Source organism: Pseudomonas sp. Irchel 3E19 (assembly GCF_900187585.1).
GTDB lineage: Bacteria > Pseudomonadota > Gammaproteobacteria > Pseudomonadales > Pseudomonadaceae > Aquipseudomonas > Aquipseudomonas baetica.
Map to the genome: position 1 here is coordinate 17792 of NZ_FYDT01000011.1, position 22370 is coordinate 40161.

The 22370-nt window shown below is 59.5% G+C and carries 24 protein-coding genes; 4 read left to right on the plus strand and 20 right to left on the minus strand.

Translation table 11 applies throughout. From position 1 onward, the window contains the following. Window positions 1-19: 19 nt before the first annotated feature. The 7 genes from CKW18_RS09485 to CKW18_RS09515 all read right to left on the minus strand — a co-directional run bounded on the left by CKW18_RS09485 (window position 20) and on the right by CKW18_RS09515 (window position 4968). Complete coding sequence (locus CKW18_RS09485) at window positions 20-640, minus strand: 2-dehydro-3-deoxy-6-phosphogalactonate aldolase (protein WP_095188560.1); 621 nt, start codon at window positions 638-640, stop codon at window positions 20-22. Window positions 641-659: 19 nt separating this feature from the next. Continuing rightward, window positions 660-1649 (minus strand): 2-dehydro-3-deoxygalactonokinase, encoded by a 990-nt coding sequence (locus CKW18_RS09490; RefSeq protein WP_095188561.1) that lies wholly within the window; start codon window positions 1647-1649, stop codon window positions 660-662. 292 nt (window positions 1650-1941) lie between these two features. Then, complete coding sequence (locus CKW18_RS09495) at window positions 1942-2436, minus strand: hypothetical protein (protein WP_095188562.1); 495 nt, start codon at window positions 2434-2436, stop codon at window positions 1942-1944. After that, window positions 2429-3169 (minus strand): alpha/beta hydrolase, encoded by a 741-nt coding sequence (locus CKW18_RS09500; RefSeq protein ID WP_095188563.1) that lies wholly within the window; start codon window positions 3167-3169, stop codon window positions 2429-2431. Before CKW18_RS09500 ends, CKW18_RS09495 begins: the two co-directional genes overlap by 8 nt. Window positions 3170-3174: 5 nt before the next feature. Continuing rightward, window positions 3175-3669 (minus strand): PAAR domain-containing protein, encoded by a 495-nt coding sequence (locus tag CKW18_RS09505; protein ID WP_095188564.1) that lies wholly within the window; start codon window positions 3667-3669, stop codon window positions 3175-3177. Next, window positions 3666-4328: a hypothetical protein gene (locus tag CKW18_RS09510; RefSeq protein WP_095188565.1), complete on the minus strand. Its 663-nt coding sequence runs from the start codon at window positions 4326-4328 to the stop codon at window positions 3666-3668. Before CKW18_RS09510 ends, CKW18_RS09505 begins: the two co-directional genes overlap by 4 nt. A gap of 160 nt (window positions 4329-4488) precedes the next feature. After that, complete coding sequence (locus CKW18_RS09515) at window positions 4489-4968, minus strand: GNAT family N-acetyltransferase (protein WP_095188660.1); 480 nt, start codon at window positions 4966-4968, stop codon at window positions 4489-4491. Window positions 4969-5078: 110 nt separating this feature from the next. On the opposite strand from CKW18_RS09515, the gene CKW18_RS09520 reads away from it, so the two are divergent. The 4 genes from CKW18_RS09520 (at window position 5079) to CKW18_RS09535 (ending at window position 7760) form a co-directional block, all read left to right on the plus strand. After that, window positions 5079-5732: an HD domain-containing protein gene (locus CKW18_RS09520; RefSeq protein WP_095188566.1), complete on the plus strand. Its 654-nt coding sequence runs from the start codon at window positions 5079-5081 to the stop codon at window positions 5730-5732. A gap of 111 nt (window positions 5733-5843) precedes the next feature. Then, a complete protein-coding gene (locus CKW18_RS09525) occupies window positions 5844-7040 on the plus strand; it encodes an MFS transporter (protein WP_095188567.1) in 1197 nt (398 codons plus the stop codon). A gap of 82 nt (window positions 7041-7122) precedes the next feature. Continuing rightward, the gene (locus tag CKW18_RS09530) at window positions 7123-7458 is read left to right on the plus strand and encodes a hypothetical protein (RefSeq protein ID WP_095188568.1); all 336 of its coding nucleotides are present in this window, start codon (window positions 7123-7125) and stop codon (window positions 7456-7458) included. A gap of 47 nt (window positions 7459-7505) precedes the next feature. Then, on the plus strand, window positions 7506-7760 hold the full coding sequence (locus CKW18_RS09535; RefSeq protein WP_092279308.1) for a hypothetical protein: 255 nt from the start codon (window positions 7506-7508) through the stop codon (window positions 7758-7760). Between the two features lie 186 nt (window positions 7761-7946). Here the strand turns inward: CKW18_RS09535 and CKW18_RS09540 are convergent, their stop codons facing one another. From CKW18_RS09540 to CKW18_RS09600, 13 genes are all read right to left on the minus strand, one after another. Then, window positions 7947-8876 (minus strand): PfkB family carbohydrate kinase, encoded by a 930-nt coding sequence (locus tag CKW18_RS09540; RefSeq protein WP_095188661.1) that lies wholly within the window; start codon window positions 8874-8876, stop codon window positions 7947-7949. Further along, the gene (locus tag CKW18_RS09545) at window positions 8869-10335 is read right to left on the minus strand and encodes a cytosine permease (protein WP_095188569.1); all 1467 of its coding nucleotides are present in this window, start codon (window positions 10333-10335) and stop codon (window positions 8869-8871) included. Before CKW18_RS09545 ends, CKW18_RS09540 begins: the two co-directional genes overlap by 8 nt. Window positions 10336-10537: 202 nt before the next feature. Beyond that, window positions 10538-11536: an ADP-ribosylglycohydrolase family protein gene (locus CKW18_RS09550; RefSeq protein WP_095188570.1), complete on the minus strand. Its 999-nt coding sequence runs from the start codon at window positions 11534-11536 to the stop codon at window positions 10538-10540. Further along, window positions 11533-12246 (minus strand): GntR family transcriptional regulator, encoded by a 714-nt coding sequence (locus CKW18_RS09555; protein WP_095188571.1) that lies wholly within the window; start codon window positions 12244-12246, stop codon window positions 11533-11535. Before CKW18_RS09555 ends, CKW18_RS09550 begins: the two co-directional genes overlap by 4 nt. A 998-nt stretch (window positions 12247-13244) precedes the next feature. Continuing rightward, window positions 13245-14213, minus strand: a complete 969-nt coding sequence (gene araH, locus CKW18_RS09560; RefSeq protein ID WP_095188662.1) for an L-arabinose ABC transporter permease AraH — start codon at window positions 14211-14213, stop codon at window positions 13245-13247. Between the two features lie 12 nt (window positions 14214-14225). After that, window positions 14226-15770: an L-arabinose ABC transporter ATP-binding protein AraG gene (gene araG, locus CKW18_RS09565; protein WP_095188572.1), complete on the minus strand. Its 1545-nt coding sequence runs from the start codon at window positions 15768-15770 to the stop codon at window positions 14226-14228. Between the two features lie 48 nt (window positions 15771-15818). Continuing rightward, window positions 15819-16823 carry a substrate-binding domain-containing protein gene (locus CKW18_RS09570; RefSeq protein ID WP_095188573.1) on the minus strand — a complete coding sequence of 335 codons (1005 nt, stop codon included), beginning with the start codon at window positions 16821-16823 and terminating at the stop codon, window positions 15819-15821. Between the two features lie 144 nt (window positions 16824-16967). Further along, entirely contained in the window at window positions 16968-17786 is an 819-nt protein-coding gene (locus CKW18_RS09575; RefSeq protein ID WP_095188574.1) for an SDR family oxidoreductase, read from the minus strand. 270 nt (window positions 17787-18056) lie between these two features. Next, the gene (locus CKW18_RS09580; RefSeq protein ID WP_095188575.1) at window positions 18057-18932 is read right to left on the minus strand and encodes an SMP-30/gluconolactonase/LRE family protein; all 876 of its coding nucleotides are present in this window, start codon (window positions 18930-18932) and stop codon (window positions 18057-18059) included. A 131-nt stretch (window positions 18933-19063) separates the two neighbouring features. Then, complete coding sequence (locus CKW18_RS09585) at window positions 19064-19780, minus strand: FadR/GntR family transcriptional regulator (RefSeq protein ID WP_095188576.1); 717 nt, start codon at window positions 19778-19780, stop codon at window positions 19064-19066. Window positions 19781-19975: 195 nt separating this feature from the next. After that, a complete protein-coding gene (locus CKW18_RS09590) occupies window positions 19976-20536 on the minus strand; it encodes a DUF1285 domain-containing protein (protein ID WP_095188577.1) in 561 nt (186 codons plus the stop codon). A 12-nt stretch (window positions 20537-20548) separates the two neighbouring features. Next, window positions 20549-21154 carry a DUF4823 domain-containing protein gene (locus CKW18_RS09595; RefSeq protein ID WP_095188578.1) on the minus strand — a complete coding sequence of 202 codons (606 nt, stop codon included), beginning with the start codon at window positions 21152-21154 and terminating at the stop codon, window positions 20549-20551. A 170-nt stretch (window positions 21155-21324) separates the two neighbouring features. Next, window positions 21325-22293 (minus strand): GTP 3',8-cyclase MoaA, encoded by a 969-nt coding sequence (locus CKW18_RS09600; protein ID WP_095188579.1) that lies wholly within the window; start codon window positions 22291-22293, stop codon window positions 21325-21327. Window positions 22294-22370 lie beyond the last annotated feature (77 nt).

Here is a 22370-nt window from a genome sequence, read left to right on the forward strand (position 1 = left end):
CACGCAGCGCTAAAAAGTCTTAACGAAGTGCCTTCCACGCGGCCACGTAGGCCTTGGCATTAACCGCCACTTGCTCCGGCGTCATGCCCGGTTTGAACAGACCGGAGCCGAGCCCGAAACCTTTCACACCCGCATCGATAAACGCCTGCATGTTGTCCGGAGTGATCCCGCCGACCGGCGCCAGAATCGTCCCGGCCGGCAATACCGCCAGCCAGGCTTTGACGACTGCCGGGCCCATCTGCTCAGCCGGGAACAGCTTGAGAATGTCCGCGCCCTCCGCCAGCGCCGCGAACGCTTCGGTCGGCGTGGCGACACCCGGCGACAGCAACAGCCCCGCCGCTTTGGCTGCGCGCAAGACCTTGGCATCGCTGTGCGGCATGACAATCACTTGGCCGCCTGCTTCTTTCACTTGCTCGACCTGTTCCGGCGTCAACACCGTACCGGCACCGATCAGGCAATCGGCGGGCAAGGTCTTGCGCAGGATGCGGATACTTTCGTACGGCAAAGGGGAATTGAGCGGTACTTCGATGACGCGAAATCCGGCCGCATACAGGACTTTTCCGACAGCGGCGGCTTCCTGCGGATGCAGGCCGCGCAGGATCGCGATCAGACCGTTTTGTGCCAATGCTTGCTTGAGCATGTCAGGCCTCCAGTCAGGGTTAACGGGATGAGGAGTCGATCAGTCCGGCGGCCAGCGCCAGTTGCCACAAGCCACGCTCGGTGGCCTGTTCGGCCAGCGTGACCTTGGCGAAACCGCAAGCATCGAGGGCACGGCTATAGCGCGCGCAGAGTTGCGCGTTACCGATGAGGATGATCGAAGGAAGATGCACGCTGTTGCGTCGATGCCGCTGAACCGTGGCGAGTGCCGCCAGTTCATGACCCATCATCAGGCCGGACAGGTAATCCGCTTGCGCCGTCGGGCTGAGTTCACCGGTCAGGCCCAGCGTTCGCGCACTGAATAAATTCGAGAGCACGCCGAGTTCACCGTCCGCCGACAGCGCCACCTGCACGCCCCGGTCAAACGCCTGACCGTCGAACGTCGCGCCCTGCAGTTGGGTACGGCCGAGGATGCTGTGTTCGCTGAGCACGGCGAATACTTCGCCAGTCATGAAGGTATCGAAATGGGTGATGCGGCCATCGACCACTTCCACCCATTTCGAATGGCTGCCCGGCAGGCCGATCAACAAGTCGCTGCCCGCTTCGGCCGGAAGATTCTGCAGCACACCGAGGACTTGAGTCTCTTCGCCACGCATCACATTCGGCAGACGCGAACGTTGAATCACGCCCGGCACGATATGCACTGGTGTGCCGCGAAGGCTGATCAATGTTTGTAGGGAGTTCCCGAGATTGGCGACGTTTGCCGGCGTCTCGCAGTATGCCGCTTCACGCCAGCCCTGCGCGCTGCCGACCATGCCGCAAGCGATCACCGGCAGATCCGGTTGCGCATCGAGCCAGTCGCCACACACCTCATCAAAGGCCAGTTCAAAACCGTCGGCGCATTCGCGACCGTTGATGATTCGCGGGGTCTTGGGCAACTGCATGATCCCGGACGACAGCGCGCGCTGCTCCAGCACCACACCGCCCGCCGCGAGTTTGTAAGCACGTAATGAGGTCGTCCCCCAATCGAGCGCGATCAATTGCGCCAGCATCGCTTCACCTGTTTTGTTTTTGGCAGTGAGTGCGACGGACTATAAACCCACGAGCTGTCATATCTCAATATATAAATATCAATCCCACATTATGAGATAAACAAGAGCGAGCAGGCTGCGGATTTCAGTCAGGGTTACGCCTACTGGAAAGCGGCCTTCGATAAAAAGAAGGCCGGAGCTTTCAAGGTTTCCGTGCGAAAGGCGCTTGATGGGTTGCTCAGTGGCAACTGGGAACGACAGAGGCGTGTTAAACCGGATCAAGGCTTCCTGCGATCAGGCAGGAAGCCCCTTCTCAGTACTTGTTGATTTCCTTTAACAGATCAGCAACAGGAATGTTCATCACGTCTGAATAGTAAATTTTGTAAGAGTAGGAGTTGATTCTGACTTTGCATGCGATTGACTGTCGGCCCGCTAACACAGTGCGTAAATCCTCGCTGCTCATCAGCGTGTCACTCGATGAGTCTTTCACTCTGCGAAACATCAGATCCGCTTTGAAGGCTGTTCCGTCAGCAGGCGCAACGGTTTCAATCCAGCCCTCACCATACTGATTCAGATTGCGCGGTTGCGAGAAATCCATCCCCTCACCCAAAGAGCAGAGCAAAGACTGGCTTATTTTTGACTTGAATAGTTTGTCGACATCGACATCGGATGAAAATCTGACTTGATAGATATTTCGGTCCAGGTATCGCTCGACGCCCAGATATTCGATTTTGGCAGTAGGTTTTCCGTGGCTGATCGCACATGAAGCACACAGCGAAAACATCAAAAACAAAATTAAATTACGCACATTTCCTCCCTTTAAAATGCAACACCACCGACTCCATCAAAACATCTCTGGCTGACATCCCCGTCCCAAGATCGGCAATATAAATTGCCCAGGCATCCGCATGGTTCACGTCAACTCTGCCATTCATGTTCGGACCGCTTTTCATATCCCACTGCTCTCCGAAATCTGCCACAAGGTCAGAAAAATTCCAGTCCTTGGCGTCGGCTCTTGCATTCACCCAATATTCAGTTTTAGGCGTAGGTTCTTTCTGATAGATATTGGAAATACCCCATACAATCTGTCCTTCTCCGACCGGATCAAGAGTTACCAGTACCGGAATTCGGTACCCCTTGTCGGCCAGGACTTTTGACAAGTGAGCCCCGTTCCACCCTCCCAGACTGTGTCCGATAATGTAGACCGGTGTCGTAAGGTCTGAAATTTTATCCAATACGCTTGCCTTGAGCCCGTCTTCACTGATGAACGCGTTATAGCCAATATGGTGTGCGTCGTACGTATCCGCGCAGAGTCCCTCCGCATCCATATTCTTCACAAAGATTTTCAGTGCTTCGGCAACGTTATTGTTAGGCCCGGTTCCATAATAACTTTCTTTATCGCCCGCTCCACCCACAAAAAACAGCACAATCTTTTTCGGAGTAACCGTAGCCTGCTTAACCGTTCCATCGGTTTTACAGGTCAAGTCATGGGTCACGACCAGCCTTTGGCATCCTTTCAAATCAGGGTTTTCAGCAGTCATCGAACCTACTCCACGAACAACTTGATGGATTCGGGTATGTGCGAGCTCACCGTATGGGTGAAACCCGCATCATTTGTAATACCGTGCTCGACACGTCCGTCGCCGCGTTGAATTGCGTAAGGATGATTGGGCATGGGTTCTCCCGTTATCTCGTTGACTACCTGCATCCGATCATTGAAATGCACCGGCATCGGCAACAACCCGCTAAACGCCGCCCCACCGCCGCTCTGGCCGATAATCACAGTGCCCGAACCACCAACCACGACATTGCCGTGGCCTCCGGTGCTGTCCAGCGTTGCGGCATTCAGGCCATTGATGAATACCGTGCCGGAAACTGCCCCGGTGATCGGACTGCCGCACGCCGATTTATCGGTCATGCGCGCGGCGGCGAGGCCGTCGAAGAAGACGTTCGGCGAGCCGGAGGCAATCGGGTTGGTGCCATGGCCTGGCAATGGGCAGGCGGTCGGGTCGGTGACGCGTGCAGCGGGTTTACCACTCAATTCAAAGCTCCTTGCTTCAGGGGTTCCGGGTGCGGCTGATGAATATCGATGTCGGTCGCGGCGAAGCGCCAGCGGTTATCGACGGGGTCTAACAGGGCGTGGCAATGCTCACGGCTGTCGGGTGATGCGGTGGTTTGCAGGTGCCGCCAGGCTTCGTCGGTTTGCCAGGCCAGTTCGGCCGGCGTCGCATCGTCGAGTTCGTTGAGCCAGGCGTTGTAGTTGCGCAGGTGATTACGCTCGTAAGTCGATTGCAGCAGTTCGGCCATTTGTGCGCCGAGGTCGAGATGATGCTGGGCCGTCCACTGGCCGATCTCGGAATAGACGTACCAGCCCATCGGCATCAACCCGCCGTCCTTGAGCAGCGAATGCCCGGCAGGGGCGACGAAACCGCAACAGACGTGCAGCATCAGCCAACCTTGATGAGCGTCGATAAACGCCGTCGGATCGAAGGTGCGTAGCGGTATCACGCGGTAATCGGCGAGCCCCGCACTGCGCGTCATCAACTCGGCATCGAGGCGTGACACGAACGCACGAATGGCGGTACCGCCCGCACGATTTGTCATGCAGAGAATGTCGACCGGTTGGCGCTGGGGGTTGTCGCTCGAGCCTGAGTTTTTCACCAGGCCATACAGACGCATTGACACCCGTAGTCCGCTCATCGCCGGTCACTCGGTGACGCAACTAAAGCTCCACGAGCGTGGAGAAAGAGTGCCAGAGGCATTGCAGGTGTCGTCCGTGAGCGCGCAAAAATGGCGCGTAGAATGCCGGACTAGAGCGCTGGCGACAATCGAATTAGCACTAGGTCGCCATCATTGTGGTTCAGCCCTCGGCGAACTCGCGCAACACCTTGCCATCCATGCGATACCTCACCCATTCTTCCTGCGGTTGCGCGCCAAGGGATTTGTAGAAATCGATGGCCGGCGTGTTCCACTCCAGCACGCTCCACTCGAAGCGGCCGCAGTCGTTATCGCAGGCGATTTTCGCCAGGTGACGCAACAAGGTTTTGCCGGCGCCACCGCCACGTTGTTCGGGGGTGATGTAGAGGTCTTCGAGGTACAGGCAGTTGCTGCCCAGCCAGGTCGAATAGCTGAAGAAGAACACCGCGAAACCGATGGGCAGACCATCGCGCAGGCAGATCAGGCCGTGAGCGGTGGCGCCTTCGCCGAACAGGCTGCGCTCGATGTCGGCGACACTGGCAATCACTTCGTGGCGGGCCTTTTCGAAATCTGCCAGTTCGGTGATGAACGCGAGGATTTGCGGTGCATCGCTAGGGGTCGCCGGGCGGATCTCGATCGACATGGACGGGCCTTGTTGGAAAATGGAAAGCGCCATACTAAGGCGCCAATGGTTTTGTGGCGAGAGAGCTTGCTCCCTCGCCACCGACACCCACCTCAACTGAAAGAATGTTTATGTCTGCCAGCGCTTTTATTCCTCTGATGCCCCTTGCTGAAGAACTGCTTCCTCACGCCCTCGAACCCTCAGACGACGGCGCCCACGACCTCGCGCACCTGCAACGGGTGTGGCACAACGCGCGCACCTTGCAGGCCGAGGAAGGCGGAAATCTTGAAGTATTGCTCGCGGCGGTGCTGCTGCACGATTGCGTGGCTGTCGAGAAAAACTCGCCGCTGCGCGCGCAAGCCTCGCGTCTGGCAGCGGAAAAAGCGTCGGCCGTGTTGACCGACCTGAGGTGGCCCGAAGCCAAAATCAAGACTGTCGCCCACGCCATCGAAGCCCACAGCTTTTCCGCCAACATCACGCCCGTCACCCTGGAAGCTAAAATCGTCCAGGACGCCGACCGTCTCGACTCGCTGGGCATGCTCGGTGTCGCCCGCACTTTCTACGTCGCCGGACGCATGGGCTCGGCGTTGTACGACCCAGAGGATCCGGAGGCAAAACATCGCGATTACAACGACACACGCTTCTGTCTGGATCACTTCCAGACCAAACTGCTGCACCTTGCCGACGGTTTCCAGACCGCCGCCGGCCAGCGTCTGGCGCAGATCCGCCATCAACGTCTGAAAGGTTTCATGGAGCAATTCAAGGAAGAGATTGGCATCGTCTGAACGCATTACTCCGGCCCGCAACGATCCTGACTTCACCAAGCTCAGATCTAAGCCTGGCATCGGGCGTGTTAGATAGAGGGCAGCCAATGTATCCGGTCAAGGAACCGCGTCATGTCTCAAGCCACACCCAAGGTGTCGGGCAAGCTGTTCGGCCTGTTCTGCCTCGCCAGTTATCTGCTGTCGCTGTCCTACGGCTCGACGTTTCTGCTGGCGTTGTTGATTGGCTCGCGCGGCGGCAACGAACACGATGCCGGCAGCGTGATTTCGGCGGCGATGCTCAGCACGTTTGCGGCGGTGCTGGTGTCCGGGCACCTGTCCGATCTGCTCGGCGCGGCGCGTTCGATCGCGTTGTTCGGTCTGCTGTTGGTGGTGGCCAGCCTCGGTTTTGCGATGACGCCGGGGGTCGGTCATCTTTTGCTGTTTTTCGGTCTGTTGCTGGGGTTGGGCTGGGGGATGTTTTACACCTTGGGGCCGATTATCGTCGCCACTCTGGTGACCCCGGCGCAGCGGGCGAAATATTTTGCCTTGCTGTCGGGGAGCATGATGACCGGGATCGGCTGCGGCCCGCTGCTCGGGCGCGCGGCCAGTGCGCTGGGCTTGCCGGTGACGTCGGCGTTCTATCTGGCGGCACTGGCGAGCCTGATCGGCGTGCTGCTGTTCTGGCGTCTCGGTGCTCGCCTGCAAAGTACCCAAGCCACCTCAGCGGCGAAAATCACCTGGCAAGCGACCACCCAAGTGCTCGGCTCCCGCGCTGTGTTTCCGATCATCATGGTCGGCCTTGGCGGTTGTGTGTTCGGTGGCCTGTCGAGTTTCCAGACCAGTTATGCCGCAGCCCGCTCGCTGGATTACTCGCTGTTCTTTCTCGGTTTCATGGGTGCGGCGATCAGTAGCCGGATGCTGATCGCAGGCTTCGTGGTCAAGCGTGATCCGCTGCGTGCGTCGTGTCTGCTGTCGGGGTTGATGCTCGGCTCGATTGTGCTGTTCACGTTCGGCGTCCACAGCGGTTTCACTTATCTGCTGGCGGCGGTGATGCTCGGTGTCGGTTACGGCCTGACTTATTCGGTGATCAACGGCCTGGCCGCCAACGAAGCACCGAATGGCACGACGTCGCAGGCACTGCTGCTATTCAGTCTTGCCTACTTCATCGGCGTTTTCGGCTTTCCGTTACTGGCCGGGAAAATCATCGTTGAACACGATATGGCAACGCTGCTGCTCACGGTGTTGGCGGTCGCGCTGGTGAACTGGTTGATCACCCTCGGCCGACTGCTCTGGCGCCGGATCAACATCAAAACCGCGCAGGTGATTTAGACCGTTCGTCGTTCCTCAGGCACCAATCCGGTTTGCGGGCAGACCAACAAAGGGTAAGGATTCCAATCACTGGAGAAGCCCTATGATTCCGTCAAGGTTGACCGCTCTTGTCTTCACCGCCCTGCTCTGCCCCGCAGCCTTCGCTGCAACCGCTGCAGGCACCGGCCCTACCGACCCGACCCCACCGCGTGCGCCGGCCATCAATAGCGCTCCGGGCATGAACACCGATGGTTCCGGTGTGCCATTGATCAATCAGCCACCGGCCACCGGCACCGACCCGCGCACGCAAGGCAGTGACCCCGGTCGCCAGGGCGGCATGAACACCCCCGACTCCCCTGCATCGCCAGATAATGCCGGCCCCGGCGTCGGCTCGAAAACCACCACCGGTGGCTCGGGTTCCGAAGGGTCCGGTCAGTAGCAGTTCGCCGACGCGAGCGTCCTATTCAATCCAATGAAGAGGTAACCATGAACGTCGATAAAAACCTGGAAAAAGAAGTCCTCACCCGCCTGCTGCACGCCCACCCGAGCGGCTTGGGCAAGGAGGTGCTGGACAATTATCGGGGCGAGAAAGTCGTCGCCAGCGCCCTCGCCGCCTTACAGGATCGCGGACTGATCCACCATGGTCATGTGACCTGCAACGAGGCCGGCGAACATTCGCTGAACCTGCCGATCAAGCTCAGTGCGGCTGGGGTTGAAGCGGCGCGCAAGCTCGATAGCTGACAACGTCTGCCCCTGTAAGAGCTGCCGCAGGCTGCGATCTTTTAGCTGTGGGGCGCAGAGCGTCCCCGGCTGCATTCCCACGCAGAGCGTGGGAACGATCAGATCGCAGCCTGCGTTAGCTCCTAAAGGGGTTTGTGCTTGGCACAGCTCCAATGTGGGAGCTGGCTTGCTAGCGATAGCGGCAGTTCAGTCGCCGAGAGTCTGGCTGATCAACGCATCAACCTCAGCACTCCCCGGCGAAGTGGCCGGCCCCCAGCGTGTCACTGCCAGTGCCGCCGCCGCATTCGCCCGCCGCGCTGCTTCATGCGCGTTCAACCCTTGCGCCAACCCGGCGACAAACACCCCGGCATGGGCATCACCGGCACCATTGCTGTCCAGCGCTTTGACGGCAAACCCAGGCACATGCCGACGCTCGCCACGCTGATGAATCCAGCAACCTTGCGGCCCGTCGCGCACCACCATCAGCACATCCGCTGGCAGATGTTCGGCAAGACGATCCAGCGCATCGCCAATATTCTCAGCTGCGGTAAAGCACAGCGCTTCGACACTGTTGCTGGTCCACACATCAATGCGCGGCAGCAATGCCTGCATCAACGGCGAATCCGGCGATTCCACCAACGGCCCCGGATCGAACACCACGTAGATGCTGGCGGGCAAGGCCAGTGTCCAGTCGAGCAACGCCTGCGCCTTGCCTTCATGCAACAGGCTGTAACCGCTGACGTAGACATAATCCCCGGCCTCGGCGGCGACGCTGTTCAAATCCTCGATCGTCACTTCACCTTCGGCGCCGATGTAGGAAATGAAACTGCGCTCGGCCGAAGCATCGGTCAGCGCCACACACAAACCGGTGTCGCTTTGCGCGGGTGTGTTGATGCCGATGTGAATGCCTTCCGCGTTCATCGCCTCGCGCGCCAGATCACCGAAACGCCCTGTGCCATGGCGACCGAGATAGACCACCGGCAGGCCGTTACGCACTGCTGCCGCCATCACATTGAAGCCGCCACCTGCTTCGAAACCGGCAGACTGCGCCAGCACATCACCGCCGATCTGCGGCAATTTTTCCACGGCCATGACCAGGTCGATGATCACCTGGCCGGTGTGCAACATCTTAGGCATGAGCATTCTCGACTTGCGCGGCGCGGCGATCTTTCGCCCCACCGAGTACCCAGTAAATGCCACCGGCGACCACGAACGTCACGATCCAGCCGAGACCGTTGTGGCCCAGCCACGAGTCGGACAGGAAGCCTTTGAACCAGACATTTTCCGCGGTGGTGCCGATGGTGGTGAAGCTGAAACCGAGCACGATGGCAATCGCCCACGCGCCGAACGCGCGCCACTCGATACCGCCGTGATACCAGTAGGCGCTGCTCGGGCTGACATCCAGCAAGTCTTTCGGGCTGTAGTAGTGACGGTGAATCAGGTCGACGACGAAGATCCCGACCCACGCGGTGATCGGTACCGCGAGCAGGGAAATGAACGTGATGAACGGGCCGTAGAAGCTGTCGGCGATCAACATGAAGTAGATCGAACCGGCGAAGATCGCAACGATGTCGACCACCACGGCGTAGACGCGTTTGACCTTCAGGCCCAGGGTTAGCGTGGTCAAACCGGCGGAGTACACCGACAGGTTATTCGACAGCAGCAGGCCACCAAACGCGGTGATCAGGTACGGCACGGCCATCCAGGTCGGCAGCATGTCGCGGATCGCCACGATCGGGTCAGTCGCAGAGGCAAGGTCGTTGTTGCCCACCGAGAGCAAACCACCGAGGGTGATCAGCAGCACCAGCGGAATGCCCGCGCCGAACGCCGCCGAAGCGACCAGGCGCACAGCCTTCACGCTGCGATGTTGATAGCGCGACATGTCGGCGCCAGCGTTGGCCCAGCCAATCCCGGTGCCGGCGGCCATGGTGCCGATGCCGATGATCATTGCGCTCATCGGCGCCGGCGTGGCGTTGAACACCGCCGTCCAGTCGATGGTCGCGCAAAGGAAGCCGCCGACCAGAATGTTCAGCGCACCGAACACGTAGGTTGCCCACTTCTGAATCACCAGCAACGTGGCGTGGCCGAGGCCGGATACCGACAGAGTCAGCAACACGAAAATCGCGATGAAGATCAGCGTCAGCACCGGCGCACTTTTCGCTTCCACTGGCGAGCCGAACAGGATCGAGCACAGCGACAGCAAGACGAACGCGGCGGTGGTGGTGTTGACGGTTTCCCAGCCCAGGCGCGACATCAGCGAGACCAGCGTCGGGCCGATATTGCCGCGCACACCAAAGATCGCTCGCGACAGGGTCAGGCTCGGCGCGCGGCCACGGCGGCCAGCGATGGAGATGATCCCGACCACCGCAAACGAACCGGCAGCGCCGATGATCGCGACGATGATCGCCTGCCAGATCGCCAGGCCGCGAAACGCGACCAGCGTGGCACCCAGCGGCAGGCCGAGAATGGAAATGTTGGCGGCGAACCAGACCCAGAACAGTTGCAGCGGATGACCGTTGCACTCGGCTTCCGGCACCGGTTCGATCCCGCGGGTTTCAAGTTGCCCGGCGCTTGGCCCGGCGTTTGATGAACTCATGAAAGTGCTCCTGTTGCCTTTTTTGTGGTTGTGGCAATGACGCAAAACGACAAGACATCCCGGCCATCCTGGGCCTGTCTGTGCGATCCATTGCGGGTGAATGATTCAACAATTGCAGCGCGCCCTTCGCGAGCAGGCTCGCTCCCACAGGTACAGCGTGATCCTTGTGGGAGCGAGCCTGCTCGCGAAGGCGCCAGACTAGTCAGCGCAAGGCCAACAGTCCTTGCACCAACGGTTCCAGCTCAAGATCATTGACGGCTTTCACCGTTGCAACCATCTCAGCAGGCCAGCTCTCAAGACCCAGGCAGGCCCCAAGCATTGCCCCGAGAATCGCCGCGATGGTGTCGGTGTCTCCGCCAAGACTGGCGGCCAGGCACAACGCCTCAAATGCGCTCATCTCACCGACCGCCACTTGCTGCCCCAGCGCGAACGACACCACCACCGACTCCTGCGACGCCACCGAAGTACCAATCACGTCGTACAGCAGATCCGCCAGCAACGCTTTGTCGCTGTCGACGCTGATGGTGCGTGCCCAACTGATACGCGAAGCGATGCGGCCACCGGCAACCCAATGGCCGTGGGATTCTGCTTGCTGAGCAATCTGCTGACCGAGGTTCAACGCCTCGCCCAGATCCATGCCATTGATCCCGGCCGAGACCACTGCCGCCACCGCCGCCGCGCTGGAAATCCCCAGCGTGGTGTTATGCGTCACCTGACAGGCCTGCACCACCGCCGCGATAAAGCGCTCGGGGTCGGCGACATCCGCGGCGATCCCCACCGGGGTAATCCGCATCGCCGCGCCATTGGTGGTGCCATAGCGCCCGGCTTCTTCCGGCGAATGGCCGGCGAGGATCATTTCGATAGCGCGTTTGGTCGACGGGCCGAGCAAGTCCTGCGAGCCCTTGGCCTGCATTTCGGCTTCCCATTCGATCAGCCGTTGCGCCAGCACTGCCGGTTCGATCCGGCCCTTGCCTTCGATCAACAACTCGCCGACCAGAATCGCCTGTTCGGTGTCATCGGTGATCGAGCCTTTGGGCATGTTCGCGGCAATCGGTTGCAAGGGACCTGCGTCTTGCAGATCGGTGATCTGGCCGAAGCGGGTCTTGATCGTTTCGCGGTTCAGCGATTGCGTCGGCATGCCCAGCGCATCACCGAGGGCCAAGCCATAGAAAGCGCCCAGGGCACGGTTGAGCGTGGTCATTTCGATTCTCCAAATTGCAGGTGCATACGGAAATGCACCGGGTCGAGCAGGCTTTCGACCTGTTCCATGAAGCGGTTTTGCCGGTCGTAAGTGGTGCGCAAGGCTTTGAGGAATACGGTGCCGACCGGGCGGCCAAGCAGTTCGGCATCTTCAGCATTCAGCGGTTCAGCGCCGATCCACTGATCGCCGCGCTCGCCGATGTAGCCGTAGGCGGCCAAGGTAATGGTCAGGGAATTGTCGATCAGCCCCACGCGCGGCAAGCTTTCCAGGCCGCCGGTCGCTGGCATCAAAGAACGTTCGAGGGACACCAGCGTGCCGTCGTTGGAACGGCGACGACGGTCGAGGGTGATGAATTGGTCAGTGCCGAACCGCGAGAGCAGATCGGGCCGGGTCACGGCCTCCAGGCGCAACACTTCGGTATTGACCAACGCCCCGCTGTCGGCGAGCGCCTGCGCCCAGCCGCTGCGCTGGTCGAGCGCGACACCGTCAAACGTGACGATCGAGCCGACCCCGCTTTGCGTGGCGATGTATTTACGCCGCTTCAATTCGGCCAGCGCTTCGCGCAACGTGCCACGGCTGACCTTGAATTCTTGAGCCAACTGATGCTCGCCGGGCAACAGAAAGCCGTCCTCCATGAGGCCGCTCTCGATGCGTCGGACGAGTTCGTCGACCACCCGTTGTTTCTTGTCAAATCGTACCTGTCTAATCATGTACAAAGTGATAACCGAAACGGGTGCGGGCGGGCAAGGGAAATTTCAGGGGTCAGACAGAAGGCGGGGGAATGACGCAGTCCATTGTGGGAGCGGGCTCGCTCGCGAAGGCGGGGTGTCAGTGAACATTTTCGTCGACTGATACACCGCCTTCGCGAGCAAGCCCGCTCCCACAGTTTTTGCGGTGAACCGACGTTCAGTGCTGACCGCGAATCCCTGTGGGAGCCGGCTGCCAGCGGTGGCGGAGTGTCAGTGAACATTTTCGTCGACTGATACACCGCCTTCGCGAGCAAGCCCGCTCCCACAGTTTTTGCGGTGAACCGACGTTCAGTGCTGACCGCGAATCCCTGTGGGAGCCGGCTGCCAGCGGTGGCGGAGTGTCAGTGAACATTTTCGTCGACTGATACACCGCCTTCGCGAGCAAGCCCGCTCCCACAGTTTTTGCGGTGAACCGGACGTTCAGTGCTGACCGCGAATCCCTGTGGGAGCCGGCTGCCAGCGGTGGCGGAGTGTCAGTGAACATTTTCGTCGACTGATACACCGCCTTCGCGAGCAAGCCCGCTCCCACAGTTTTTGCGGTGAACCGGCGTTCAGTGCTGACCGCGAATCCCTGTGGGAGCTGGCTTGCCAGCGAAGGCGGAGTGTCAGTGAACATTTTCGTCGACTGATACACCGCCTTCGCTGGCAAGCCCGCTCCCACAGTTTTTGCGGTGAACCGACGTTCAGTGCTGACCGCGAATCCCTGTGGGAGCCGGCTGCCAGCGGTGGCGGAGTGTCAGTGAACATTTTCGTCGACTGATACACCGCCTTCGCGAGCAAGCCCGCTCCCACAATTTTTGCGGTGAACCGACGTTTAGTGCTGACCGCGAATCCCTGTGGGAGCTGGCTTGCCAGCGATGGCGGCGGAACATTCAAAGTTGCTGTTGAATGATCTGACGCAATCGCTGGCCAGCTCCCATAGATTCGCGTGTTGAAATCCAGTCCTGAGGAGAATCGGATCAGCGTTGTTTGAGGCGATCGATCACCACAGCCAACAGCAAAATCGAACCGCGAATCACATACTGATAAAACGTATCGATGTTCTTCAGGTTCATCGCATTCTCGATGATCGCCAGAATCAACACCCCGGCAATCACATGCCGAATCATGCCGATCCCGCCACTCAGCGAAACCCCGCCCAACACGCAAGCGGAAATCACCGTGAGCTCAAAACCCTGGCCGATCATCGGCTGCCCGGAAGTCATGCGCGATGCCAGAATCACCCCGGCCAGCGCACCAATCACGCCATGCACGGCGAAGATGATGATCTTGGTCCGATCAACGTTAACCCCGGCGAGCAACGCCGCTTCCTGGTTGCCACCGATGGCCATGGTGTTGCGCCCGTAGGTGGTGTAGTTCAGCAGCCAGCCGAAAAACAGGAAGCAGACGATGGTGATCAGAATCGGCACCGGTACGCCGAACAACTGGCCATTGCCGAAGACAAAGAACGATTCCTGCGAGACGCCCACCGCTTTGCCATTGGCAAAAATGTAGGCCAGGCCTCGGACGATCTGCATGGTGGCCAACGTGGTAATCAACGCGTTGACCCGAAGCTTGGCAATCACGATGCCGTTGATCAAACCCACGATCAGGCCCATCACCAGCGCCGCACTGACGCCGAGGAAGACGCTGTTGGTGTCACGCATCACCACCGCCGCGACCACGCCGGCGCAAGCAATCACCGAACCCACCGACAAGTCAAAGTGCCCCGACGCCAAGCAATACAACATGGTGCACGCCGCAATCCCGGTGGTGGAAATCGCCAGGCCCAGACCCCGCATGTTCAGCGGCGAGAGGAAGTTGTCGATCAGCAGCGTGCAGGCCACGAAGATACCGACGGCCGCCAACAGCATGACCCAATCATCGAGGAAGCGCCGCATATCCAAAGGTTTGCGCTGGGTCGGCAGGGTTTCTTTCTGGGTTGTCATCATAGTCACCTCTCAGTTCGCCACGCCGTCAGCGCGGTGGCGCGGCAAAGCCAGTTGCAGCAAGTTGGATTCATTGGCCTGGTCACGGCTGACTTCGCCGCGCAGGGCGCCCTCGCACAGCACCAGGATGCGGTCGGAGATGCCCATCACTTCCATCAGGTCGCTGGACACCACGATTACCGAAATGCCGTCGGCGGCGAGGTTATGGATGATCTGGTAGATCTCGGCTTTGGCACCGATGTCGATGCCACGGGTCGGTTCGTCCAGCAGCAGGACTTTCATCGGCATCGACAACCAGCGGCCGAGAATGGCTTTCTGCTGATTGCCGCCCGAGAGAAATTTGATCTGCTGACCGGCGTGCGGCGTTTTCACTTTCAACGCCTTGATCTGCTTGTCGGCGTTGGTCTTTTCCCAGAGGCCGCGCAACAGGCAACCGAGACCGGAATGCGCGCCACGGGCGCTGATATTGATGTTCTCGGCGACACTGGCCAGCGGAATGATCCCTTCCTTTTTACGATCCTCCGGGCACAGCAGAATCCCGGCAGCAATCGCATCACGGGGTGAACGCAATTTCAGTTCATGGCCACGCAGTTCGAGACGGCCGGCCGTGTTGCGCTCAAGACCACTGAGCAAGCGGAACAATTCAGTACGCCCTGCCCCGACCAGGCCGAACAGCCCGAGAATCTCGCCTTTGTGCGCCTCGAAACTGATCGGCTCGCGCAGCCCCGGGCCAAGCAAGCCGTCGACTTTCAGCGCCACTGCGCCGCGCGGACGGTTGCGGTAATCGTAGATGTCCTGAATGTCGCGTCCGACCATGCAGGTCACCAGTTGATCGTGGGTCAACTGGCTCATGTCCTCGAACGTGCGCACGTAGCGACCGTCCTTGAACACGGTCACCGCGTCGCAGATGCGGAACACTTCTTCCATGCGATGCGAGACGTAGAGCACGACTTTGCCCTCGTCACGCAGGCGACCGATGATCGCCATCAAACGATCGATCTCGCGGGCCGAGAGGCTGCTGGTCGGCTCGTCGAAGGCGATCACATGGGCGCCACGCGACAGCGCCTTGGCGATTTCCACCAATTGCCGTTGGCCCAGCGACAAGCGTCCGACCTTGGTCTGCGGATCGATTTCATCGGCCAGACCTTTGAGGCAGCTCAACGCTTGCTGACGCAGCGCACCTCGATTGATCAGGCCAAAACTGGCGGGCAGGTGACCAAGAAACAGGTTCTCGGCCACGGTCATTTCCGGCACCAGATGCAGTTCCTGGTGAATCACCGCCACGCCGCAGCCAATGCTGTCGGCAGTGGATTTGAACGCCATCGTCTGCTCGCCGATCTGCAACTCGCCGCTGCTCGGGATGTAAGCGCCGCCGAGGATTTTTAGCAGGGTCGACTTACCGGCGCCGTTCTCGCCCATCAAGGCATGAACCTGGCCGGGATGGGCGACGAAGCTGATGCCGTCCAGCGCTTTCACGCCAGGAAAGGTTTTGCCGATCCCGTTGAAGCGCAGGCTGCCGCCAGCGTTGTGTTGTGTTGTCTGTACTTGCGCGTGCATTTAAGCCACCTCAATCAAACGGCCCGGTTGCCCGGGCCGGCGTTGCCGTCAGTTCCACAAGCCGATTTTTTCCAGCTCTTGCTTGAAGTTCTCGCGGGTGATCAGGGTGACGTCGTCCATCGCCGTGTATTTCGGTGGTTCTTTGCCGGTGGTGACCCACTCGTACATCATCTCGGCGGTTTTGTAGCCTTCGATGTGCGGACTTGGCAGCATCGACCCGAAGAAGCCGCTGTTGGGCTTTTTCAGCTCGCCGATCGCATCGGTGCCGTTGATGCCGATACCAATCACGTTGGCGGCAGCAAACCCGGCGGCTTCGGTGGCGCGCACGCCGCCAAGTACGGTGTTGTCGTTCATGCCGCCGATGATCAGGTTCTTCGCCGCACTCGGCAGTTTCACCAACGCCGAGTTGGTGGCGTCCATGCTGCCCGGCACGTCGAGGGTTTTCAGCGCGGCGAACAGAATGTGGTCTTTCGGCATGCCGGCCTCTTCCAGGGCTTTGACCGAGCCGTCGGTGCGTTTCTTGCCGGTGTCGAGTTCGTTGTAGGTGTTGACCACAGCAAAGGTGTCTTTCCAGTCCCAGTTGCGCTTTTTCGCCTCAGCGGCCATGGCGGCGCCCTGCTTCTGGCCGACTTCGAACGCGGCCATGCCGAGGTACGGCACGTCCTCCATGAACTTGCCGTTGGCGTCGACGAAACGATCGTCGACGGCAATCACTTTGAGGTCATTGAGTTTGGCTTTGGCCATGATCGCCGGGCCGAGGGACACGTCCGGCGGGCAGATCACAAAGCCCTTGGCGCCGTTGGCCGCCAGGCTGTCGATGGCCGACAGGGTCTTCTCGCCATCCGGCACGGCGATTTTGATCAGTTCAAAACCCTTGTCCTTGGCGGCTTTCTCGGCGAATGCCCATTCGGTCTGGAACCACGGCTCTTCGGCCTGCTTGACCAGAAAACCGATTTTCACGGCATCGGCAGCGAGCAGCGCACTGCTCAGGCTGAAGGCGCTGACCGCCAGCGCGGTAGTGCACAGGGTACGAATCCCGAAACGACGTTTCATAAGCTGACTCCTTGTTATTTTTTTTGAGCAATATTTGAAAAGCGTTAAAGCGTTCGAAGCGTGTTACTGCAAAGCCTGTCGAAAATAGTCATATCGTATGATGATTGGGTTTCAAGCGGACTTATCCGCATGAAACCCGTTCGCTCAGTCGTGGTACATCACCGAGCGGCCACCATCGATGGTGATACATGAAGCATTGATGAACGGCGCCTCGTCGCTGGCCAGAAACACGGCCGTCATCGCCACTTCCAGCGGCTGCCCGATGCGTTTTGGCGGATGCAGATCGAAGGCGCGCTGACGCTCGGCGTGCGGGTCGGCGAAACCGTTCCAGTAATCAACGTTGAGCTGCGTTTCGATATAGCCCGGGGCGATGGCGTTGACGCGAATGCCCTTCGGCGCATATTCGATACCCAGCGCACGGGTCAGGCCAAGCAAGCCGTGCTTGGCCACCGGGTACGGAAAGCAGCCGGGAATGATGTGTGAGGAATGGGTCGAGGCAATGTTGATGATGCTGCCGACGCCCTGCTCGATCATCTGCGGCAGCACCGCTTTGCAGCCATACCAGGCGCCGTCCAGATCAATGGCGAAGCAGCGATGCCAGTCCTGCTCGCTCATTTCCAGTGGATCACGGAACACGTTGACCCCGGCGCAGTTGACCAGCACGTCGATGCGGCCGTGCAACTCCACAGCGCGTCTGGCCATGGCGTGAAGATCCTGCTGACGCGACACATCTGCCTTGAGCGCCTGCACGTCAAAACCCTGCTCGCGCCAATGGGCGGCGACCTGCTCGACCTTCTCGGCCTGAATATCGCTGATCAGCAGTCTGGCTTGCTGGGAGGCGAATGCGGCGACGATGGCTTCACCGATGCCCTGGGCGGCGCCAGTCAACAGCACGACTTTGTTTTTCAGGCGCTCACCCTTCGGCGGTGCGGGCACCGGCGGCAGGGAAAGAGGTTCAGCCATGGCTCAGGACTCCTGTTCGCAAGCGCAAAAAAACCGGGCATCTGACGATGTCCGGTCCGAAAGGCGTTTGATACAAAACAGGCAGGCGCCGATGACAGCATTGAGCTGTTGCAAGACGCGGACTCCATTGGGGAGTGCGATAGACATTCGCTGCATCACTTCACCTGTTTTGTTCTTTTTAAGTGTGAGTGCGTGTTACTGCTGGAGTCGACTATAAACCCGACCACCAAATAATCTCAATATATAATTTTGCATCCCATATTTTGGGATTTAACCCGCAAACCGTGTACAAAGTTTTCCTGCGACATCCACCCGCATCGATAGCACGGCTCCGTCCAAAGGATGGTTATGCGGACTATGGGCACTGGTGATGTATAGGGTTTGCAGGTCTTCACCACCGAACACGCAACTGGTCGGACGGCTGACCGGCAGATCGATCTTGCGATCAACCTCGCCATCCGGCGTCAGTCGTAACAGACAACTGCCGTCCCAACGGGCGTTCCACACATAGCCTTCGGCATCCATCGCCGACCCGTCCGGGCCACCCTGTTGATCGGGGCCATACCAGGTTTGAGCGGCGTCCAGGTTGCCGTCGGCGTGAATGAAATAGCGATACAGCGTGCTATCAAGACTGTCACCGAACAGCAGCGTGGTGCCGTCGTCGCTCCACAGCAAGGTGTTGGGAATGCCCAATCCGCGCAGCAATGGCGTCACGCGTTTATCCGGATCGATACGGAACAGGCCACCGGAACGGCGGATGATCGGCAAGTCTTCACCCTGCTCGCCGATGTTGTTTTGCATGGTGCCGAGCCACAGTCGGCCCTGAGCGTCGCAGCGCGCTTCGTTTGGACGGTTACCAGGTTGCGGATCGGCGACGCAGAACAGGGTCAGGCGTGGTTCGAGGCCGGGAGAATCAAGATCCAGTCGATAGACGCCAGTGCTCAGCGTTACCAGCGCATCGCCGCTGGCGCAGGGGATGAATGCCGAGATGTGCTCGGGCATCTGCCAGATCTGCACGTTCTGACCGATCAGGCGCAAAGCCTGTTTGCCGGCGATATCCACCCAGTACAGTGCCTGATTCGGTGCATCCCAGAATGGCCCTTCGCCGAGTTGAGCGCGGTGTTGGGTCAGGGCGGTCCACGGCATATCAACTCCTCGGATCTTGTTGTTAATTAATGTGGGAACGAGCCTGCTCGCGAAAGCGTCGTGTCAGTCATTGCATGAGTTGCCTGATACACAGCTTTCGCGAGCAGGCTCGCTCCCACAGGAAAATTGGATTAACTGGCTTTTTTGTCGGCCATGACTTTCGGGTAAAAGCGTTTGATCGCCAGGTCCGCATTGTCGATCAGGGTCATGCAGGCCCACACCCCTCGCGCCGAATCCCGGGCGGCGATGGCGTCGGCCATGTCTCTGTGGATCGGCAAGGTGCGACGCAGTTCATCAGGGTCGGCGGCAGAGACTTCGAACGACACCGCGAGCAATGCGCCGAGGGCCGGGACCATTTGTTCGATGAACTGATTGTGGCTGGCAGCGAGAATGCATTCGTGGAACGTCTGGTCGGCGCGGTTGTAATCGGTGCTGCTGTCGACCGCCCGCTCCAGCGCGTTATAGGCCAGTTGCACGGCTTCAATCTGTTCCAGGGTCGCTCGCTCGCAGGCCCAGCGCACAGCCATCGGTTCGATGGTGCGGCGCAGGTCGAGCAAGTCATCGACGAAATTTTCCGGCAAGCCGTTGCGTGACAGCCAACCGACGACTTGCGGATCGAACAGGTTCCAGCGCCGCACCGGCAGCACGCGGGTACCGACTTTCGGCCCGACTTCAAGCATGCCTTTGGCGACGAGGGTCTTGATGGCTTCGCGGATGACCGTACGGCTGACCCCGAGCTGTTCGCCCAGATCAGCCTCAACCTTGATGGTCTGCCCCGGTTTCACCTGGCCGGCGGCGATCCAGCTGCCGAGCCAGTCGACCGTTGATGCGTGAAAGCTGCTGGACATGAACACCTCAAAGCGGATCGCGATGGGTGATCACGCTAATCATCATACGATTAAGAGTCAATCGGGATTTTCCAGGCATTCCAAAAATCAAAATGTGGGAGGGGGCTTGCTCCCGAAGTCGGTGTGACAGTCGCCTTATGTATCGACTGATGCACCGCATTCGGGAGCAAGCCCCCTCCCACATTTGGTTTGATATTACGGTTCGAGGCCGATGCGGAAGAACTCGCCGCCACTCCACACGCCGAGCCAGCGCTGCCCATCGATTTCGCGACTGACCGCCAGCTCCACAAGTTGATAGAACACATTGCGGTGGATCAGCGCTTCAAGGTTGGTGCGTACATGCACATACGGGGCGGGCTCTTGCGTCGCCGGATCGATCTCGACACGAATCGGATGCTCCGGTCCGGCCTCTGCGGTCTCGTCGACATTGGTGGTAAAGCGCAGCACTTGTGCCTCGCCATCACCTTCGACCTCGACGGCAATCGCCACGAACGGCGCATCGTCGACCTTGATCCCGACCTTCTCCACCGGAGTAATCAGGAAGTAATCATCGCCATCGCGGCGAATGATCGTGGAGAACAGCTTGACCATCGGCTTGCGCCCGATCGGCGTGCCCAGGTAATACCAGGTGCCGTCGCGGGCGATGCGCATATCGATGTCGCCGCAGAAGTCCGGGTTCCACAAGTGCACCGGCGGCAGGCCTTTGGTTTTGGGGATTTGCCCCAGCAGGTCATTGGCTTTTTGCGGGCCACTCATGGCGTACTCCTTTTATTGGTCGCCGATCCCCAACAGGCTGCGCGCGTATTGCGCCAGAGGTGGGCCGATCAGGTCTTCGGGTTTGTTGTCGTGGAACGTCAGTAAACCGCCACGACTCTTGATCCGTGCAGTATCAATCAAATACTGGGTGTTGGTCTCGATCAACATGATCTGAATCACGCCGCCATCAATGCCCAAGCGATCCACAGCTTCCTGATCCAGCCACTCATCGGAGTTGCCGATGCGGTCGTCAGCCTTGGCGAAACGCGTATAGAGCAGGTAATGGGCACCGGCATCGCGTGCTTCACCCATCGCCTGATCGAGGCCTTCCGGCGCACGGGCGCGGCGCACCATCGGGAAGTATTCGACGAAGCCCTTGAAGGCTTCTTCAGCCACCACGTTGGGCCGCGGATATGAGCCACCCGGCGGCGCAAACGCACCTTGGGCGATGTAGATGAACGAGTCCGGCTGAATGCGGAGGTTGTTCACGCGGCGGCTGTCGCTGTGATCCAACAGCCCCGCGTCGCTCATCTGATAGCGAGTGCCTTCGGCCATATCGCTGACAGTCATACAGCCGCCAAGCGCCAAAACGGCCAGCAGCAAAACCAGGCTACGCATCCTATTCCTCCAGAGGCCGGTGACGGAAAACCGGCGAATGGCCGTTGGATGCAGCTTTTGCGCCAGCTCGGGAACTTCGTCGATCTTCAGGACGCTTTCGCGAGCAGGCTCGCTCCCACAAGTGGGAAGCATTCCAGATGTGGGAGCGAGCCTGCTCGCGAATGGGAATATCAACCGCCGATGATTTTCATGATGGTCGCGCCACCGGAGAATGCCACTTCCTGCTTGTCACCCAAGGCTTTGACCAAGAGCCGTTGCAAGGCCGGCAACGCCTGATGACGTGGTTTGTCGAGCAGATCACCGACGTAATGACGGTTGCTCGACGACAGGCAGCCATGCAACCAACCGGTGGACGACAGGCGCAAGCGCGAGCAGGTTCGGCAGAACGGCACGCTTTCGTTGGCAATCACGCCAAAGTTGCCCCGCCCCGCAATCGCGTACCGCACGGCCGTGGCATCGACCGGTGCGTCAGTTTGAGCGTATTCGTGGCGTTCACCGATCAGCTCCAGCAATTGTTGCAGGCTGACGAACTGTTGCAAAAAGGCATTGGAGTCTTTGGCCAGATGGCCCATGCGCATCAATTCGATGAAGCGCAGTTCGAAACCACGGTCCAGGCAGTAATCAAGCAGCGGCATCACCTGATCGAGGTTCTGCCCACGCAACGGCACCATGTTGACCTTGATTTTCATCCCGGCGGCGGCTGCCTGATCCATGCCATCGAGCACGGTGGCCAGATCGCCGCCGCGGGCGATGCTGCGGAACGCGGCGGCATCGAGGGTATCGAGGGATACGTTGATCCGGCGCAAACCGGCGTCCACCAGCAGCGGAAGTTTTTTCGCGAGCAGTTGACCATTGGTGGTCAGGCTGATGTCGTCCAGGCCCATCTTGCCGACGGCGGTCATGAACGATTCGAGTTTGGGGCTGACCAGTGGCTCGCCACCGGTAATCCGCAGACGCTCGATGCCGGCGGCTTCGATCAGGTATTCAACGCCCCGCGCCATGGCTTCGGCCGACAGTTCATCCTGCGCAGCCACCAGCCGCTTGCCATTGGGCACGCAGTAGGTACAAGCGTAATTGCAGGCTGAGGTCAGGCTGATCCGCAAATTGCGAAAGCGCCTGCCTTGACGGTCAACGATCATGATCACTCCGGCGATAGAAAATCGAGCCGCTAAAACTTGACTCACAAATCAAGTTTTAGCAAGCCCTATGCCTGAGT